Raw genomic sequence first — 16,801 nt, forward strand, 5'->3', positions numbered from 1 at the left:
CGGCGACCATGGACATGACTAACAGGAAGGCCCCTGCGCAGGGTCCTGGCAAGTGCTCAGAAACCCGTCCAACCGACGAATTGGAGCATTCGTGCACCGCAGACTCATCGTCCCCGGCGCCCTCGCGGCCTCCCTGTTGCTGGCGGTCCCGGCCTCGGCTGCCGGGGGAACCGTTGGCGCGCCGGGCATCGGCGACCCCTACTACCCGGCCGGCGGCAATGGCGGCTACGACGTGTCCCACTACGACCTGCGGCTGAAGTACCGGCCCGCCACCGACCTGTTGGAGGGCACGGCGACGATCCTCGCCACCACCACGCAGGCGCTGTCCCGCTTCAACCTGGACTTCGCGCTGGACGTGTCCGAGGTGCGGGTGAACGGCAGGAAGGCCGCGTTCGCCAGGAGCGGCGAACAGGAGCTGGAGATCACCCCGGCGTCGCCGCTGGCGAAGGACAGGGCCGTCTCGGTGGTCGTGCGGTACGCCGGAAAGCCGTCCGAGGCGAAGGTCGGCGGCTGGACGTCCTGGGTCCGTACGCCGGACGGCGCGGTGGCCGCGCAGGAGCCGGAGTCGGCCGTCTGGTGGTACCCCAGCAACGACCACCCGCTGGACAAGGCGACGTACGACATCTCGGTCTCGGTGCCGGACGGCACCCAGGCGATCAGCAACGGCACGCTCCAGTCGCAGAGTTCGAAGCTCGGCTGGACCCGCTTCAACTGGCGCTCCACCAAGCCGCAGGCTACGTACCTGACGACGCTGGCGATCGGGAAGTTCGACATCACCACGGACACCACGGCGGACGGGCTGCCGGTCGTCAACGCGTACAGCAAGGACCTCGGCGCCAACGCCGGTGCGGCGCGCGCCAGCATCGAGCGGACCGCCGAGGTCGCCGAGTGGCTGACGGAGGTGTTCGGTCCGTACCCGTTCGACGCGCTCGGCGGCTACTCCCCCAACGTGACGAGCGGATTCGCGCTGGAGACGCAGACCAGGCCGTTCTACAGCCCGAAGCAGTTCGCGAACGGTTCCAACGTCTCGGTGGTCGTCCACGAACTGGCGCACCAGTGGTACGGCGACAGCGTGTCCGTCAAGGGCTGGAAGGACATCTGGATCAACGAGGGCTTCGCCCGGTACAGCCAGTGGCTGTGGTCGGAGAAGGAGGGCGAGGGCACCGCGGGGGAACTGGCCGACCACACCTACGCCCTGCACCCCGCGGACGACCCCTTCTGGACCGTGAAGCCGGGTGACCCGGGCCCCGACGACCAGTTCCACGGAGCCGTCTACGACCGCGGGGCGCTGGCCCTCCAGGCGCTGCGCGACAAGCTGGGCGACGAGACGTTCTTCGAACTGCTCAAGGGCTGGCCCGCCGAGCATGCGTACGGGAACGCGTCCGTGGGCGACTTCGTGTCCTACGCCGAACGGGTCTCGGGCACGCCCCTCGCCGACTTCTTCGACACCTGGCTGTACCAGCCGTCGCGGCCCGGGGCCCCGGCCGGGACGCGCCTGGCGCACGCACCTGCGAAGGCCGAGCGGCCCGCGTCGTGGCAGAAGATCGCCGCGACGAACACGGTCCACGACCACCGCTGACGGTCCGGCCGCCCGAACCGTGCTCCGGGTTCCGTCGCCCTCTTCCTCCCGGTGGGCGACGGAACCCGCTCCCGCGCACGGAACGGACCGGCCCGTGCTCAGGTCGGCCGACGCGGCGCGCCGGCCCGCTGTCCGACGTGCGTCCGGTCACCGCGCACGGTCGCCCGGTGCGCCGCCCGCGCCCGGCGCGCGTACGGCAGATAGCGCAGCCTCTCGGGAAGCACGGGCACCACGCGCCGCACCACCGCGCCCAGCCGCCGCAGTCTCCGCTCCTGGGCGTCCGTCCACTCCAGCCCGATCGCCTCCCGCGCCTCCGGCGGCATCAGGCCGATGGTCACGAAGCGGCGGAACCGGGCCAGTGGCGGGAACAGCACCGGCCACAGCGCCCGGAGCACCGGCCGCAGCGGCAACGGCCCCCGGTCCGGCGGGGGTACGGGCCGGTCGGTCGCGAGCAGATCGTCGACGACGACGGTCCGCTCGATCTCCTCGTCGAGCGTCTTGCGGAAGTACGGCCAGAACTCCTCGATCGTCTGTGGCATGTCCCGGTCGTGGATGCCCAGAACCCTGCCCACCTGGAGCCATTCCCGGTACAGGGCCCGCTCCTGTGTCTCGGTGAAAGGCCGCAGCAGATAGCGCGCGGCATGCCGGTACACGGGAAAGCCGGTGGCGTGCACCCACGCGTAGGTGGCGGGCGACAGCGCGTGGTAGCGCCGGCCCCGGCTGTCGACCCCCTGGATGGTCCGGTGCAGCCGGCGGAGCCTGCGCCCCTCCTCGGCCGCCTCCTCTCCCCCGTACACCCAGAGCTGGAGCGAGCGCAGGGACCTCTCGCCGCGTCCCCACGGGTCCGTGCGGAAGACGGAGTGCTCGTCGACGCCCGCGCCGACCGCCGGGTGGGCGACCTGGAGGGTGAAGGCGGCGGGCAGCATCAGCAGGGCGCGGACGTCCCCGGAGATGCTCCAGAGCACGCCCCCGGGCGGCGGAGGGACGGGGTCGTGCGGCGCGGGGGCGGGGTCGACGCCTCGTGCCGGCGCAGTGCTCATACGGTGCTCCCGGCGGTCGGCCGGGCGTACGGCTGGGGCGCCCGGTCCCGGTACGTACCAGTATGCGGTCCCGTGCCCGGACGTGGCCCTCCTCCCTGGCGTACACGCCACGGGCATGCTCCCGCCGGCCACTCCGCTGCTCCTCCCGCGCCGCGGGAAAGCGCCCCGGAACACGGGCGACCGGGCCGCGAGCCTCGCCTGACGGGCCGTGGCCCCGGCCACCGGCCACGCCCCCGGACTGCCGTGTTCTACTGAGGGCTCGTACGCCGCACCCGTCTTCGGAGGTCGTCCCGTGGCCCGGCTCCTCGTTCGTCCCGGTGTGGATCCCGACGAGCCGGAGGTGCCCGTCGTGACGCTCGTCGTCGACCCGGACGGCCCGCCCGGTGAACGCGCCGTCGCACGGCTGGGCGACTACTGCTACGAGGGCGACGGGGCCTTCCACCTGCTGCCGACCGACGGCTGGGTCGAGCACGCCCTGGACGGCGACCGCCTGGAGGTCGCCGTCGCCGTGTACCCGTTCGCGCTGGGCCAGGTCGATGTGGACGCGTCGGCCTTTCCCGGCCGCTCGGCGGTCGACCCCGAGGCGGCGATGGTCCTGCGCGCCGAGTGCGCGGTGGATCCCGAGCAGTACGCTCTGACGCCTCCGCTGACCGCGGTGTTCACCGCGGGCCCGGACCGCGCGCCCGACGAAGTGGCCGCCGACGGGGACGACTGGCCGATCGTCCTCGGTCTGCGCCCCGAGCGCTGAACCGGCCGCCGCAGGGCACCCGGCCCCGCCGTGACGGGGCCGCGCCACCGGCCGGGGCCCGGTGGCTCAGAGGTCGTACACCGTGACCGCTATGCCCCGGCTCAGCAGGCGGTTCTCCAGAAGCGGTTCGATCCTGGACCATGTGCCGCCCGCCAGCCCGCAGCCGATCCGGGGCATGTGGACCGACGCCCCCAGTGCGACCGCCCGGTCGGCCACCGCCCCCAGCGCCGTGTCGATCGCCTCGTAGCGCACTGGAACCCCCTTGCTGCCCCTGCGCATCCCCCGCTGGCCCACCATGTTCGCCACCCATATGTACGGGCTCACCTGGACGAACTGCGCGGCGCCGAGCGAGAAGTCGTTGCCCGCCCGCTCCCGGTGCCAGCGGCGGTAGGCCGCCTCCGGTTCGGGCCAGCGGCGCGAGACCGCCAGGACGAAGCCCTTGCCCCAGCCGCCGAGGTCGTTGCAGACGTGCGCGATCAGTTTGACGCCGCTGCCCTGCGGCGCGGTGGCGTCGCCCCGGATGTACGTGATCTCCGACATGGTGGCACCATACGGGCCGGCACCGACATCGCACGCGGGGCGGCGGGAGCGCAGCGGGCCCGCGCATCACCCGCCACACGGCCACCGGGCACTTTCACAAGTGTGGTGAGACAGCAATACTGTTGAACCGTTGCGGGCGGGTTCGGCCGTTCACCGCCGGGCCGGAGTGCGAGGAGCAGACATGGCGACCGGGACCGAGGATCCGACAGCGCTCACCGTCGACGAGCTGGCGGCCCGCGCCGGTGTCACCGTGCGCACCGTACGTTTCTACAGCACTCGGGGGCTGTTGCCGCCCCCGGTGATCGGGCCGCGCCGGGTCGGGCACTACGGGGCCGAGCATCTGTCCCGGCTCGCGCTCATCGAGGAGCTCCAGCACCAGGGCATGACGCTGGCCGCGATCGAGCGCTACCTGGAACAGCTGCCGCCCGACCTCAGCGCCCAGGACCTGGCGATCCACCGCGCTCTGGTGGCGTCCTGGGCGCCGGACTCGGCGGAGGACGCGACGCGCGCGGAGCTGGAGCGCCGGGCGGGCCGGGCGCTGAGCGAGCAGGACATCGCGCGGCTGGCGGCGATGGGGGTGCTGGAGCGTGCGGAGCCGGTCGACGACGGCTACCGGGTGGACCCGGGGCTGCTGAGGCTCGGGGTCGAACTGCTCGGGATGCCGATCGCGCACGAGACGATCCTGGCCGCGCGGACGGTGCTGCTGGAGCACTCCCGGTCCGCCGCGCAGGAGCTGACGCGGCTGTTCCGGGACGAGGTGTGGGGCCCGTACCGGGAGCGGGAGTCGGATCCGGGGCACGTGGCGGCGATGAAGTCGCTGTCCGCCCATATGCAGCCGATGGTGATCCAGGCGCTGGTGACGGCGTTCCAGCGGTCGTTGAAGGAGGAGCTGCGGGCCGCGTTCACGGCGGAGTGAACGCGGCCCGCGGGGGCGGGGTCCCGCCGCGGCGGGTCAGTCGCGGAAGGTCTCGCCCCTCTCGGCCTTCTCCACGAGCAGCGCGGGCGGCAGGAAGCGCTCGCCGTACCGTTCGGCGAGTTCCCGGGCGCGGGCCACGAAGCCGGGCAGGCCGCCCGCGTACCCGTTGATGTACTGGAGCACGCCACCGGTCCACGGCGGGAATCCGATGCCCATGACGGAGCCGATGTTGGCGTCGGCGACGGAGGTGAGGACGTTCTCCTCCAGGCAGCGGACGCTGTCCAGCGCCTCGGAGAACAGCATGCGCTCCTTCATGTCGACGAAGGGGACGTCGGTGCCGGGACAGGCGTCGGACCCGCCCGCGGCCGGGTCCTCGGAGCGGCCGAAGTGCTCCCGCAGTCCGGGCCACAGGCGGACGCGCCCGCCGTTCTCGTCGTACTCGTAGAAGCCCGCGCCGCCGCTGCGTCCGGGGCGGCCGAACTCGTCGACCATGCGGTCGATCACAGTGTCCGCCGGGTGCGCGTCCCAGGTGCCACCGGCCTCCTCGACAGCCCGCCTCGTCTCGTCACGGATCCTGCGGGGCAGGGTGAGGGTCAGCTCGTCCATCAGGGACAGGACCTTCGCCGGGTAGCCGGACTGCGCGGCGGCCTGCTCGATCGACGCCGGTTCGACGCCCTCGCCGACCATGGCGACGCCCTCGTTGATGAACTGTCCGATGACGCGCGAGGTGAAGAAGCCGCGGGAGTCGTTGACGACGATCGGGGTCTTCCTGATCTGCCGGACCAGGTCGAAGGCGCGGGCCAGGGCCTCGTCGCCGGTCTTCCCGCCCTTGATGATCTCGACCAGCGGCATCTTGTCCACGGGCGAGAAGAAGTGCAGCCCGACGAAGTCGGCGGGGCGCTCGACGCCCTCGGCGAGGACGGTGATGGGCAGGGTCGAGGTGTTGGAGCAGAGCAGGGCGTCCGGCGCGACGACGTCCTGGATCTCCTGGAACACCCGGTGCTTGAGCGCGGTGTCCTCGAAGACGGCCTCGATGACGGCGTCGCAGCCCGCCAGGTCGGCCGGGTCGGCGGTCGGGGTGATGCGGGCCAGCAGCTCGTCGCGCTTCGCCCCGGTGGTGCGGCCCCGGGAGAGCGCCTTGTCGAGGAGCTTCTCGCTGTAGGCCTTGCCCCTGGCTGCGGCCTCGGCGGAGACGTCCTTGAGGACGACGTCGATGCCTGCGCGGGCGCAGGAGTAGGCGATGCCGGCGCCCATCATCCCGGCGCCGAGGACGGCGACCCTGCGGACCTTTCGTTCCTCGACGTCCTTGGGGCGGCTGGCGCCGGAGTTGACGGCCTGGAGGTCGAAGAAGAACGCCTGGATCATGTTCTTGGCGACCTGGCCGGTGACCAGTTCGGTGAAGTAGCGGGCCTCGATGGTCAGCGCGGTCTCGAAGTCGACCTGCGAGCCCTCGACCGCGGCGGCCAGGATGTTGCGGGGCGCGGGCATCGGGGCGCCCGCGAGCTGCTTCTTCAGGTTGGCCGGGAAGGCGGGGAGGTTCGCGGCGAACTTCGGGTGCGACGGGGTGCCGCCGGGGATCCTGTACCCCTTGACGTCCCAGGGCTGCTGGGACTCGGGATGGGCGTCGATGAAGGCGCGGGCCTTGTCGAGCATCTCCTCGCGGGTGGTGGCGACCTCGTGGACGAGACCGTTCTCCAGGGCGCGCCGCGGGGTGTACTGGGTGCCCTGGAGAAGGACCTTCAGCAGCGCGTCGGTGATGCCCATGAGGCGTACGGTGCGGGTGACTCCGCCGCCCGCGGGCAGCAGGCCGAGGGTGACCTCGGGCAGGCCGATCCGGGAGCCGGGGGCGTCGAGGGCGACGCGGTGGTGGGCGGCGAGCGCGATCTCGTAGCCGCCGCCGAGGGCCGCGCCGTTGATGGCGGCGACGACGGGCTTGCCGAGGGTCTCGATGCGGCGCAGCGCGTTCTTGATGGCGGTGCCGGTGTCGAACGCCCGCTGGGCGTCCTCGGGACGGACCTTGATCATGTCCTTGAGGTCGCCGCCCGCGAAGAAGGTCTTCTTCGCGGAGGTGTAGATGATGCCGCGGATGGAGTCCTTCTCGGCCTCGGCGCGGTCCGCGACGGCGGCGATGGAGTCCTTGAACGCCTGGTTCATCGTGTTGGCCGACTGGTCGGGGTCGTCCAGCACCAGGGTGACGACGCCGGTCTCGTCCTGTTCCCAGCGGATGGTCGTGCTCTCGGTCATTGCGGTTCTTCTCCGTAAGAGAGGGGGCGGCAGTGGACGGCGTGGGCGAAGGAACGGGGTCGGGGTGCGTGGATCGCATGGCGGAGGACCGATCCATGGCGAATGGGGGCCTCCCCTGCTCGTGCGAAGCCGAGAGCCCGGGGAACACGGTGAGGGACGACGACGCCGTGAGACGCGCGCCCCGACCCCGCGACGCCACGCCACCCACTGCCGGCCCCTCACGGGTGGCCGGGGACGGTCAGAGACGTTCGACGACGGTGGCGATGCCCATGCCGCCGCCGACGCACAGGGTGGCGAGCCCGTACCGCTGGTCGCGGCGCTCCAGTTCGTCGATGAGGGTGCCGAGGATCATCGCGCCGGTGGCGCCGAGCGGGTGGCCCATCGCGATGGCCCCGCCGTTGACATTGATCCGGTCGAGGGAGAGGTCCATGTCCCGGGCGAAGCGCAGGACGACACCTGCGAACGCCTCGTTGATCTCGACGAGGTCGATGTCGTCGATGGTGAGTCCGGCCTTGGCGAGGGCCTTGCGGGTTGCGGGCGCGGGACCGGTCAGCATGATGGTGGGTTCGGAGCCGGAGACGGCGGCGGAGACGATCCGGGCGCGTGGCGTGAGCCCGTACCGTTCGCCGACCTCCTCGTTGCCGATCGCGACGAGCGCGGCGCCGTCGACGATGCCGGAGGAGTTGCCCGCGTGGTGGACGTGGTCGATCTTCTCGACCCAGTGGTACTTCTGCAGCGCGACCGCGTCGAAGCCTCCCGCCTCGCCGATCGCTGCGAAGGACGGCTTGAGGCCGGCGAGCGTGTCGGCGGTGGTGCCGGGCCGCATGTGCTCGTCGTGGTCGAGGACGACGAGACCGTTGCGGTCCTTGACGGGGACGACGGAGCGCGCGAACCGGCCCTCCTTCCACGCCTCGGCGGCGCGTTCCTGGGAGAGCGCGGCGAACTCGTCGACGTCGCGCCGGGAGAAGCCCTCGATGGTGGCGATGAGGTCGGCTCCGATGCCCTGCGGGGCGAAGCCGGTCTGGAAGCTGGTCATCGGGTCCATGGCCCAGGCGCCGCCGTCGGAGCCCATCGGGACGCGGGACATCGACTCGACACCGCCCGCGAGGACGAGGTCCTCCCAGCCGGAGCGGACCTTGGCGGCGGCCAGGTTGACGGCTTCCAGGCCCGAAGCGCAGAACCGGTTCTCCTGGACGCCCGCGACGGTGTCCGGGAGTCCGGCGGCGACGGCGGCGATGCGAGCGATGTCGGAGCCCTGGTCGCCGAGCGGGCTGACCACGCCGAGGACGATGTCGTCGACGGCCGCCGGATCCAGGCCGGGGAAGCGGGCGCGGATCTCGTGGATGAGGCCGACGACGAGGTCGATCGGCTTCGTGCCGTGCAGGGCTCCATTGGCCTTGCCGCGGCCGCGCGGCGTGCGGATCGCGTCGTAGATGTACGCTTCGGTGCTCAAGTCAGCAGCCTTTCGAGGGTGGTCGGTCGGCGGGGACCGAGGGGCGGCCGGGAGGCCGTCGGGGAGGTCGGACGGGGCGGATCAGGCGAGCAGCGACCGGCCGATGATCTCCTTCATGATCTCGGTGGTGCCGCCGTAGATGGTCTGGATGCGGCCGTCGGTGAACGCCCTGGCGACCGGATACTCGGCCATGTAGCCGTATCCGCCGTGGAGTTGGAGGCAGCGGTCGGCGACGCGCTTCTGGAGTTCGGTGGCCCACCACTTGGCCATCGAGGCGTGCACGGCGTCGAGTCCGCCGTCGGAGTGGTCGACGATGCACCGGTCGACGAAGGTGCGCGTGACCGCGCATTCGGTGGCCATCTCGGCGATCTCGAACCGGATGTGCTGGAGCTTGGAGAGCGGCCGTCCGAACGCCTCGCGCTCCTTGACGTACCGGGTCGTGATCTCCAGCAGATGTTCGGCGGCGGCGATCCCGGCGACCGCTATGCCCAGCCGCTCCTGGGGCAAGTTGGTCATCAGGCGGATGAACGCGCCGTCGCGTTCACCGAGCAGGTTCTCCTTGGGGACGCGGACGTCGTTGAAGAAGAGTTCGGCGGTGTCCTGGGACTTCTGCCCGATCTTGTCGAGGTTGCGGCCCCGTTCGAAGCCCTCGGCGCCGCGCTCGACGACGATCAGCGAGAGGCCCTTCGCACCGCCTTCGGGGGTGGTCTTCGCGACGACGACCACGAGGTCGGCGAGGATGCCGTTGGAGATGAACGTCTTCGATCCGTTGAGCAGCCAGTGGTCGCCCTGGTCCTCGGCGGTGGTGCGGATGCCCTGGAGGTCGGAGCCCGCCCCGGGTTCGGTCATGGCGATGGCGGTGACGGTCTCGCCGCTGCAGAAGCCGGGCAGCCAGCGTCGCTTCTGTTCGTCGGTGGCGAGGCCGGTGAGGTAGGGGCCGACGATGTCGTTGTGCAGTCCGAGGGCGAGGCCGGGGGCGCCGGCCCGGGTGAACTCCTCGGCGAGGACGGCGCTGTAGCGGTAGTCGGTGGTGCCGCCGCCGCCGTACTCCTCGGGCACGGCGAGGCCGAGCAGCCCCTGCCGTCCGGCCGCCCGCCACGCCTCGCGGGAGACGATGCCGTCCTTCTCCCACTGCTCGTAGTGCGGGAGCACCTCCTTGTCGAGGAAGGTGCGGACGGTCTCGCGGAACGCGTCGTGCTCTTCGGTGAAGATCTGCCGCTGCACTGCGGGCCTCCTGGGGCCGGTGGTGGTCGTCGTGGTTCGGCCGGGCCGTCCGGCTCCGCCTGGGCCGGGGTGTGGTCGGTCCCGTCAGGCCGGGGGCGCGCCCCCGGCCCCGCCGAGCCCGGGGACGTCCCAGTCGGCGGCGACGGCCTCGGTGTCCGAGCCGGGCCGCGCGGGCCCGCGGCGTACGGTGACGGGGGTGGCGGAGAAGCGGGGCGCGGGGGCCGGCTGGGTGAGGCCCTCGTGCTCGACGAAGGTGGAGCGGGCCGCCAGGTGCGGGTGGTGCGGGGCCTCGCGGAGCGAGAGGACAGGCGCGACGCAGGCGTCGCTGCCCGCGAACACCTCGGTCCATTCCGCGCGGGTGCGGGCCCGGAACCGATCGGCGACGAGGGCCCTCAGTTCGTCCCAGCGCGTCACGTCCGACCGGTCCGGGGCCTCACCGTCGATGCCGAGCAGCGTGCTGAACTCGTCGTAGAACCCCTGCTCCAGGGGGCCGACCGCCATGTACTCGCCATCGGCGGTCTCGTACGTGCCGTAGAAGGGGCAGCCGCCGTCCAGAAGGTTGGAGCCGCGCCGGTCCTGCCAGCCGCCCGCCGCCAGCATGCCGTGGATCATCGTGGCGAGGTGGGCGGCGCCGTCCACGATCGCCGCGTCCACGACCTGGCCCCGGCCGCCGGGGGTACGGGCGTGCTGGAGCGCGGCGAGGACGCCGACGACGAGATAGAGCGAGCCGCCCGCGTAGTCGCCGACCAGGTTGGCCGGGACGGCGGGCGGCTCGCCGGGCTTGCCGATCACGGAGAGGGTGCCGGTGAGGGCGATGTAGGCGATGTCGTGCCCGGCCCGTTCGGCGAGCGGCCCCTCCTGCCCCCAGCCCGTCATCCGTCCGTAGACGAGTTTCGGATTGCGGGCGAACGCGGCGTCCGGGCCGACCCCGAGGCGTTCGGCGACACCCGGCCGGTATCCCTCGATCAGGATGTCGGCGCGCGCGGCCAGGTCGAGCACCGTCCCGGGCCCGTCCGGGGCCTTGAGATCGACGACGACGGACCGCTTGTTGCGGTTGGTCAGGTCGTACGCGGGGTCGATGCCGAGCCCCGGGCCGCCGGGCCGGTCCACGCGGACGACGTCGGCCCCCAGATCGGCCAGGAGCATCGCGGCGAACGGCCCGGGCCCGATGCCCGCGAGCTCCAGGACGCGCACGCCCGTCAATGGGCCGTGTGATCCGTACCCGGTTGTCGCCATCGGGCCCCCAGCGGTATGACACAACTGATGTAACAGCGATGATGCTAAGAACGCACCGCCGCGCGCACAAGCCCTTCGGCCGGGCAAGCGCTTGGTCCTCCCCCGGGATCCTCCCCCATGGACACCGCCCGGCCGCACATCGCCACGGCCACGCCACCCCGGCAACATGCCGGTGTCCGGCAGCCCCGCGGCGGGCTGCCGGACACCGTTCGCTCCCAGTGGGCCCGGCCTCCGCCCCGGCGGGACCGGGCTTCCTCCTGGGCCGTGCCCTCGAAGAAACTGCCCAAGGGCTGTCCCGTAATCCCCGGCGGGCGCGCGACGACGGCTGCGGCACCTCGCCGCGCTGGCGGAACATCCGCATATGTCCAGCATGCGGACGCCCCTCCGCCTTGCGATGCACCGCATCCGACGCCGCGCGCTGGTCCACCACGGATTACGGGACAGCCCTTAGGACCAGGCGCAGTGCACATGCCGGCCGTGCCCGGGGTCGCCCGGCCGTCCGCGGTGAGCCGCTGCGCCTTCCGGAAGGCCTTCACCTTGGTCGTGGTGGCCGGTCCGAAGCTCGCGTCGACGGCCACGGCCTGACCCCGGAAGGTGAGCAGGTACTGGAGCGCGGTCACGCCCGCGCCCTTGCTCCCGGCCTTCAGGGTCGGCCAGTCGGCTGCGGCCGACTGCGCGGCCGTTGCTCCGACGCCGCCCGGGGCCGCCGCCGGGCGGTCGCCCGCGGTGGCGAGGGAGGCGGCCGGTCCGGTGAGGACGGCCAGGGCCGCGAGGCCGGCGGCGAGCCGGACGGCGGTGCGACGGGTGCGGGTGGACGGTGCGTCCATGGGTCACTCCGTAAGAGGTCGCGCGCATAGGTGGGGCGGAGGAAGGAGCGGGGCGAGGGGCAAGCCCGGCAAGGCGGAGAAGGGAGGTGACGCGAAGGGGGCCCCTCCCATGCCTTTCGGGCCATGGGGGAGTCGTCGACCGACGACAACGCCGCCGGGCGCCGCCCATCGCCACGCAACGCCGACCCACCTGTCCGCGAGACCTCTAAGTTGTCAGGTGGCCCGGGAGGGCCGGAGACGGATGTCGTGCGGGTGGACGAGCCTGTTGCGCCGCATGGGTGGACGGCGGCGCGAACACTGCGGTCCAGGGAGATGGCGAGACGTCAAGTACCGCCATGTGCACCGAGGGTTGGCGGATCGCCTCCGCCGTCCCGCCCCTTCGGCTCGTGGTTGTGGTGACTGGTGTCCACCCCGTCGACCGGATAGGCGGACGGCGGTGCGGCGCCCACGGCCGGGTTGATCACCCCCAGCGCGACGAGAGCCGCTCCCGCCAGGGTTCCGGTCAGCGCGAGACGCACTCGAACGGGTGATGACTGAGGCATATTCAGACCTTCGTGTTCGTCGGATGAGAAGCCCTCGGGCACCGCCGCCGACCACGAACGCACAGGTGGGAGCGGCCCTTCGAGGGCCCGATGACGGGGTGGGGTCGCGGCGCCCGCCGGGCCGGCCGCTCCTCAACTGTGCAGCACCGCCGGGGGGTTTCACTACGATCTGCGTCCCGCGAATCGATGCGGCTGTGCAGAGCCACCATGCACGCCGCTGAACTGCGGTTATGCACACAGAGAGTCGGGAAGTGCCGATGACGGACAGCACCGTGACGAACGACGACGAACATCCGGGGCGGGATCTCGCGGAGTTACTGAGGAGTTGGTGGGAGTCCTCCGCGCGCGGCGGCCGCGAGAAGCCCACCCAGCAGTCGCTCGCCAAGCGGCTGGGGATCGACCAGACCACCCTGTCGCGGTATCTGAATCCCGCACACGCCTCCAACGCCCCGTGCCGGATCGTCGAGCAGTTGCACACGGCGCTGGGGGCACCCGCCGACGAACTGGTCCGGGCCCGTGCCCTGGCCGAAGCCGCGGCCGGATCCGCGTCGCCGAGGAGGCGTTCGAGGGCCGGGAACCGGCCCGCCCCGGCGACCTCCGGCGAGGGCGGGGACACACCGGCGACGAGGAACGACGCGGAGCCCGCGTCCGACGGTCCGGGCACCCCACCGGCCCCCGGGCACGGTACGGGGACCGGCCGGTGGGGCCGCTCCCGCGTCGCGTGGACGGTCGCGGCGGCCTTGGCACTCCTGCTGCTGCTGGTCGTCGGCTGGACCGCGTGGTGGCCGGGGCCGACGGCGGAAAGCGGCGACGCCAAGGCGGTCGCGGAGGTGTCCGATCAGCCGTCGGAGGGCACGGACTGGCCGCTGGCGCGCAGGGGGAACGTGCTGTGGAAGGCCCGTACGGTGCAGTTGCTGCTACGGGCGCACGGCTACGACGTGAAGGTCGACGCCGACTACGGGCCGGCCACCGCGGAGGCGGTCAAGAGGTTCCAGACAGCCCACGCCCTGACGGCGGACGGCAAGGTCGGGAAGGACACCTGGCCGCTGCTGATCACCACGGTCGATTCCCGCACGCGGGAGCCCGAGGCCGTCATGGCGGTGCAGTACCTGCTCCATCAGGCGGGGGTGGCGACCGACAGCACCGGCACGTACACCCCGTCGACGATGCGGTCGCTCAAGGAGTTCCAGGCATCCCGGAATCTGCCCGTGACGGGCGTCGGCGACGAGGTCACCTGGCGTGCCCTGCTCAACACCCAAGGCCCGGATCTGCACAAGTAGCCGCGTCGGAAAGGGTGGACGCGTCCGGGTCACAGCGCCCAGGCCACCAGCGTGCAGATCATCGAGACGGCCCAGACCACCCCCGCGACGATCCCGAGGGTCATGCCCACCGCGACCCGGCGCTGGGCGAGGTACACGGTTCCTGGTCGCGCAGACGTTCGATGTTCGGTCATGCGTACCAGTCTGCCCGTCATGATCGCCGGGCGACATCCGTACGCGTACTCAACCGGTGTCCACGCGCGATCGGTGTGCCACCCCAGCCATATGGCGACGCGTCAGGAAATCGCCTCCCGCAGCGCCCGACGGCACAGCGCGTCGGCACGGCGCGTGGTCTCCGGCTGGCGGAAGTCACGGGCGAGGAGCAGGGTGTGGGCGCAGGCGTTGTCCAGGCCGGTGCGGTGTCCGACCGAGACGAAGACCGGTTTGACGCCGTCCTGGGTGCGCAGCGCCCGGCCCACCTCCTCCTCTCCGTCGAGGAGCGGCGACCAGTCGCCCCGGCGGGGCCCGGGCTGCTCGTACGTGAAGGTGAACGGGTTCTTGGCGACACCGATCACGGGGAGTCCGGTGAGCACGCCGAGGTGGCTGGCGAGACCGAAGCGGCGCGGGTGGGCCAGGCCGTACCCGTCGCAGATCACGAGCCCTGGATCGACGGTCAGCGATTCCAGTGCGGCAAGCACGGTCGGGATCTCGCGGAAGGCCAGGAGCCCGGGGACGTACGGGAAGGCGACCCGGCCGACGGCGGTGGTCTCGGCGACCACGTCGAGCGTCGCGCCGTCGAGCACCACCGCCGCCGCCACGACGACATCGCGCTCGTCGTCATAGGCGACGTCGACTCCGGTGACACGGCCGGTCCCGGGCCGGGGTCCGGGTTCGTCGAGCACCACCCGGGCGCGGAGTGCGTCCTGGACGGCTCGGGCCTCGGTCTCGTCGACGGGTGTCGGGAACATTGTCATGGTGCTGTCGAGTGTACGAGCCGCCCGGCGCACGGCCGGGGCCCCGTCGGCGACCGTCCCGTAGCCTGGCGATCATGTTCATACTCGAATTGACCTACACCGCCCCGCTGGAACGCGTGGACGCGCTGCTGGCGGACCACGTCGCCTGGCTGGAGCGGCAGTACGCGGCCGGGGTGTTCATCGCCTCGGGACGCAAGAACCCGCGCGACGGCGGTGTGATCCTGGCGGTCGGGGACGACGTCGCCCGGATCGAGGAGATCGCTGCGGAGGACCCGTTCGTGGCGGGGGACGTGTGCGCGTACCGGATCACCGAGTTCATCGCGACGAAGACCTCGGAGGAACTCGCCCCGTACCGGCAGGAGCTCCCGTAGCAGAGAACCGCCCGCCGGATCCCGGACACCCGCGCGGAGGGTGGCGGGCGGCGGCGCGAGGACGGGGCCTACACCCCCGAGCGCGCCACGCGGCCTTGCACGCCCGCGGCCCAACAGCCGCCGTCCGGTGTGCAGTCGACGGTGTCGTACGCCCCCGTGTCGACCGTGCGCCAGGTGCGTCCGCCGTCCCGGGTGAGATCGGTTCCGGTCGGCCCGACCGCCAGGGCGCGCGATCTGCTGTGCGGCAGCCAGGCGACACCCGAGCGGTATTCCGCCGGGGGCAGGACGGATCTCCGCCAGCTGCGGCCCCCGTCACCGGTCACGGCCGCGGCGTCGGGCGACGGCTGTCCCGCGCGGTAGTCGCCGCCGACCGCGATGCCGTGGTGGCGGTCCCGGAACCCCAGCCCGAACACGCCGCGCGCGGGATCGCCCGCCGGGATCGTCGCCCCGGTCGCGGTCCAGGTCCGGCCCCGGTCGGCGGAATGCAGCACGCGCGCGGTGGCGGCGCCCCCGGTCGCCAGCCAGACGTCCTTGGGACCGGACGCGACCAGGCACTGGCCACTGGCGGCGAACGCCGCTTCGCCCTCCTGGGCCCGAGGCATGCCCTCGGTGGGCAGCACCCGCCAGTTCCGGCCGCCGTCCTCGGTCGACAGGATGCGGTACTTCCCGTCGACGGGATCACTCATCGCCAGTCCGTGCCGGCTGTCGAAGAAGGTGAGGCAGTCGTAGAAGGCGCGGGCGTCGGTGTTGCGGAACGACTCCGTCCAGGTCGCTCCCCCGTCGTCCGTGCGCAGCACCCTGGACGCCTCTCCCTCCCCGATGGACAGAGCCACCGCGCGCCGGGCGTCGAACGCCTCGATGTCGCGGAACTCCAGGCCCTCCCCCGCCGCGCCGGGCGGTGACACGTCGTGCCAGTGGCGCCCGCCGTCGGTGGTCCGCAGCGCCGTCCCCCGGGATCCGGCGACCCAGGCGGTACGCCGGCTCACGGCGGCGAGACCGCGGAAGCGGGCTTCGGTTCCGGTGGCGGTGAGCGTCCAGACGGGCCGTTCGCCGGGCCGGTGACGCTCCCCGGGCGATGCCCCGGGATCCGGCGCGGCCTCGGTTCCCCGCACGACCCCGGCGCTCCGTTCGGCCGTCTCCGGTGCGGCGGCTGCCTCCGGTGCGGCCAGGGCGGCGGCCAGCGCCGCCACGCACAGCCCCCATGACATCAGTCGTCTCGTCGTTCCCTCGGCTCTCATGGCGCCGGAAGCTAACCCACGGGCCGCGCCCCGTCCAGGGTGCCGAGCCGCGAATCGGATACCCGACCGGCGCCCGGCGCCCAGTGACACAACTCACCCCGCCGTTCCGTGCACGCGGTCATGTGATCCGCCGTCTCTGTCTGTGCCGGGAACCGTTCATCTGGCCGGGAAAGGGAGCAAGGTCTTGTCCACCGTCATCGAGCAGTCCGTGCAGGCCCGCATGGTCGCTTCCGCTCCGCGGATGGAGACCCTTCCGGCCACTCTGCGGTACGACCGGAGAGATCCGTTCGCCGTGAGCATGGCGTTCCCGGCGAAGGCGACCCTGGAGGGCGCCGACGTCTCCTGGGAGTTCTCCCGGGAGTTGCTCGCCGCGGGGATGGACGGGGCCGCCGGACTCGGGGACGTGCGCATCAGGCCGTACGGATACGACCGCACGGTGCTGGAGTTCCACGCCGTCGAGGGGATCGCGATGGTCCACGTCCGCACCGCGGAGCTGCGCCTGTTCCTCGAACGCGCGCAGGAGCTGGTACCGGCCGGCGACGAGCACCGCTTCCTGGACCTCGACCGGGACCTGACCGATCTGTTCGACGGAACCTGACCGGTTCGTCCC

Annotated in this window: 17 protein-coding genes; 6 read left to right on the forward strand and 11 right to left on the reverse strand. The window is 72.3% G+C overall.

What is annotated here, in order from left to right:
• The first annotated feature begins 91 nt into the window (after window positions 1-91).
• The gene (locus ACFYXM_RS02935; RefSeq protein ID WP_389286250.1) at window positions 92-1,579 is read left to right on the forward strand and encodes a M1 family metallopeptidase; all 1,488 of its coding nucleotides are present in this window, start codon (window positions 92-94) and stop codon (window positions 1,577-1,579) included.
• 98 nt (window positions 1,580-1,677) lie between these two features.
• Here ACFYXM_RS02935 and ACFYXM_RS02940 read toward each other — a convergent pair whose 3' ends face one another.
• The gene (locus tag ACFYXM_RS02940) at window positions 1,678-2,619 is read right to left on the reverse strand and encodes an oxygenase MpaB family protein (RefSeq protein WP_389286252.1); all 942 of its coding nucleotides are present in this window, start codon (window positions 2,617-2,619) and stop codon (window positions 1,678-1,680) included.
• A gap of 292 nt (window positions 2,620-2,911) precedes the next feature.
• Here ACFYXM_RS02940 and ACFYXM_RS02945 point away from each other — a divergent pair, with 292 nt between their 5' ends.
• Window positions 2,912-3,367, forward strand: a complete 456-nt coding sequence (locus ACFYXM_RS02945; RefSeq protein ID WP_389286254.1) for a hypothetical protein — start codon at window positions 2,912-2,914, stop codon at window positions 3,365-3,367.
• Window positions 3,368-3,433: 66 nt separating this feature from the next.
• Here ACFYXM_RS02945 and ACFYXM_RS02950 read toward each other — a convergent pair whose 3' ends face one another.
• A complete protein-coding gene (locus tag ACFYXM_RS02950) occupies window positions 3,434-3,907 on the reverse strand; it encodes a macro domain-containing protein (RefSeq protein WP_389286256.1) in 474 nt (157 codons plus the stop codon).
• 181 nt (window positions 3,908-4,088) lie between these two features.
• On the opposite strand from ACFYXM_RS02950, the gene ACFYXM_RS02955 reads away from it, so the two are divergent.
• Entirely contained in the window at window positions 4,089-4,823 is a 735-nt protein-coding gene (locus ACFYXM_RS02955; RefSeq protein WP_389286258.1) for a MerR family transcriptional regulator, read from the forward strand.
• A gap of 36 nt (window positions 4,824-4,859) precedes the next feature.
• Here ACFYXM_RS02955 and ACFYXM_RS02960 read toward each other — a convergent pair whose 3' ends face one another.
• From ACFYXM_RS02960 to ACFYXM_RS02985, 6 genes are all read right to left on the reverse strand, one after another.
• Complete coding sequence (locus tag ACFYXM_RS02960; protein ID WP_389286260.1) at window positions 4,860-7,067, reverse strand: 3-hydroxyacyl-CoA dehydrogenase NAD-binding domain-containing protein; 2,208 nt, start codon at window positions 7,065-7,067, stop codon at window positions 4,860-4,862.
• A 238-nt stretch (window positions 7,068-7,305) separates the two neighbouring features.
• Window positions 7,306-8,520 carry an acetyl-CoA C-acetyltransferase gene (locus tag ACFYXM_RS02965; protein ID WP_389286261.1) on the reverse strand — a complete coding sequence of 405 codons (1,215 nt, stop codon included), beginning with the start codon at window positions 8,518-8,520 and terminating at the stop codon, window positions 7,306-7,308.
• Between the two features lie 81 nt (window positions 8,521-8,601).
• On the reverse strand, window positions 8,602-9,744 hold the full coding sequence (locus tag ACFYXM_RS02970) for an acyl-CoA dehydrogenase family protein (protein ID WP_389286263.1): 1,143 nt from the start codon (window positions 9,742-9,744) through the stop codon (window positions 8,602-8,604).
• Between the two features lie 84 nt (window positions 9,745-9,828).
• The gene (locus tag ACFYXM_RS02975) at window positions 9,829-10,980 is read right to left on the reverse strand and encodes a CaiB/BaiF CoA transferase family protein (protein ID WP_389286265.1); all 1,152 of its coding nucleotides are present in this window, start codon (window positions 10,978-10,980) and stop codon (window positions 9,829-9,831) included.
• A gap of 44 nt (window positions 10,981-11,024) precedes the next feature.
• On the reverse strand, window positions 11,025-11,807 hold the full coding sequence (locus ACFYXM_RS02980; protein WP_389286267.1) for a peptidoglycan-binding protein: 783 nt from the start codon (window positions 11,805-11,807) through the stop codon (window positions 11,025-11,027).
• Window positions 11,808-12,130: 323 nt separating this feature from the next.
• The gene (locus ACFYXM_RS02985) at window positions 12,131-12,349 is read right to left on the reverse strand and encodes a hypothetical protein (RefSeq protein WP_389286269.1); all 219 of its coding nucleotides are present in this window, start codon (window positions 12,347-12,349) and stop codon (window positions 12,131-12,133) included.
• Between the two features lie 257 nt (window positions 12,350-12,606).
• On the opposite strand from ACFYXM_RS02985, the gene ACFYXM_RS02990 reads away from it, so the two are divergent.
• Complete coding sequence (locus ACFYXM_RS02990) at window positions 12,607-13,629, forward strand: peptidoglycan-binding protein (RefSeq protein WP_389286271.1); 1,023 nt, start codon at window positions 12,607-12,609, stop codon at window positions 13,627-13,629.
• A gap of 29 nt (window positions 13,630-13,658) precedes the next feature.
• On the opposite strand, the gene mmpA is transcribed toward ACFYXM_RS02990, so the two are convergent.
• The gene (gene mmpA / locus ACFYXM_RS02995) at window positions 13,659-13,802 is read right to left on the reverse strand and encodes a morphogenic membrane protein MmpA (RefSeq protein WP_389286273.1); all 144 of its coding nucleotides are present in this window, start codon (window positions 13,800-13,802) and stop codon (window positions 13,659-13,661) included.
• 102 nt (window positions 13,803-13,904) lie between these two features.
• Window positions 13,905-14,582 carry an endonuclease V gene (locus tag ACFYXM_RS03000; RefSeq protein WP_389286275.1) on the reverse strand — a complete coding sequence of 226 codons (678 nt, stop codon included), beginning with the start codon at window positions 14,580-14,582 and terminating at the stop codon, window positions 13,905-13,907.
• 74 nt (window positions 14,583-14,656) lie between these two features.
• On the opposite strand from ACFYXM_RS03000, the gene ACFYXM_RS03005 reads away from it, so the two are divergent.
• Window positions 14,657-14,953: a YciI family protein gene (locus ACFYXM_RS03005; protein WP_351519968.1), complete on the forward strand. Its 297-nt coding sequence runs from the start codon at window positions 14,657-14,659 to the stop codon at window positions 14,951-14,953.
• 68 nt (window positions 14,954-15,021) lie between these two features.
• Here ACFYXM_RS03005 and ACFYXM_RS03010 read toward each other — a convergent pair whose 3' ends face one another.
• Entirely contained in the window at window positions 15,022-16,191 is a 1,170-nt protein-coding gene (locus tag ACFYXM_RS03010) for a WD40/YVTN/BNR-like repeat-containing protein (RefSeq protein WP_389286277.1), read from the reverse strand.
• 184 nt (window positions 16,192-16,375) lie between these two features.
• Between ACFYXM_RS03010 and ACFYXM_RS03015 the strand changes: the two genes are divergently transcribed.
• Window positions 16,376-16,789, forward strand: a complete 414-nt coding sequence (locus ACFYXM_RS03015; protein ID WP_073781396.1) for an SsgA family sporulation/cell division regulator — start codon at window positions 16,376-16,378, stop codon at window positions 16,787-16,789.
• Window positions 16,790-16,801 lie beyond the last annotated feature (12 nt).

Origin of the sequence: Streptomyces sp. NPDC002476 (genome assembly GCF_042889785.1) — a bacterium.
Lineage (GTDB): Bacteria > Actinomycetota > Actinomycetes > Streptomycetales > Streptomycetaceae > Streptomyces.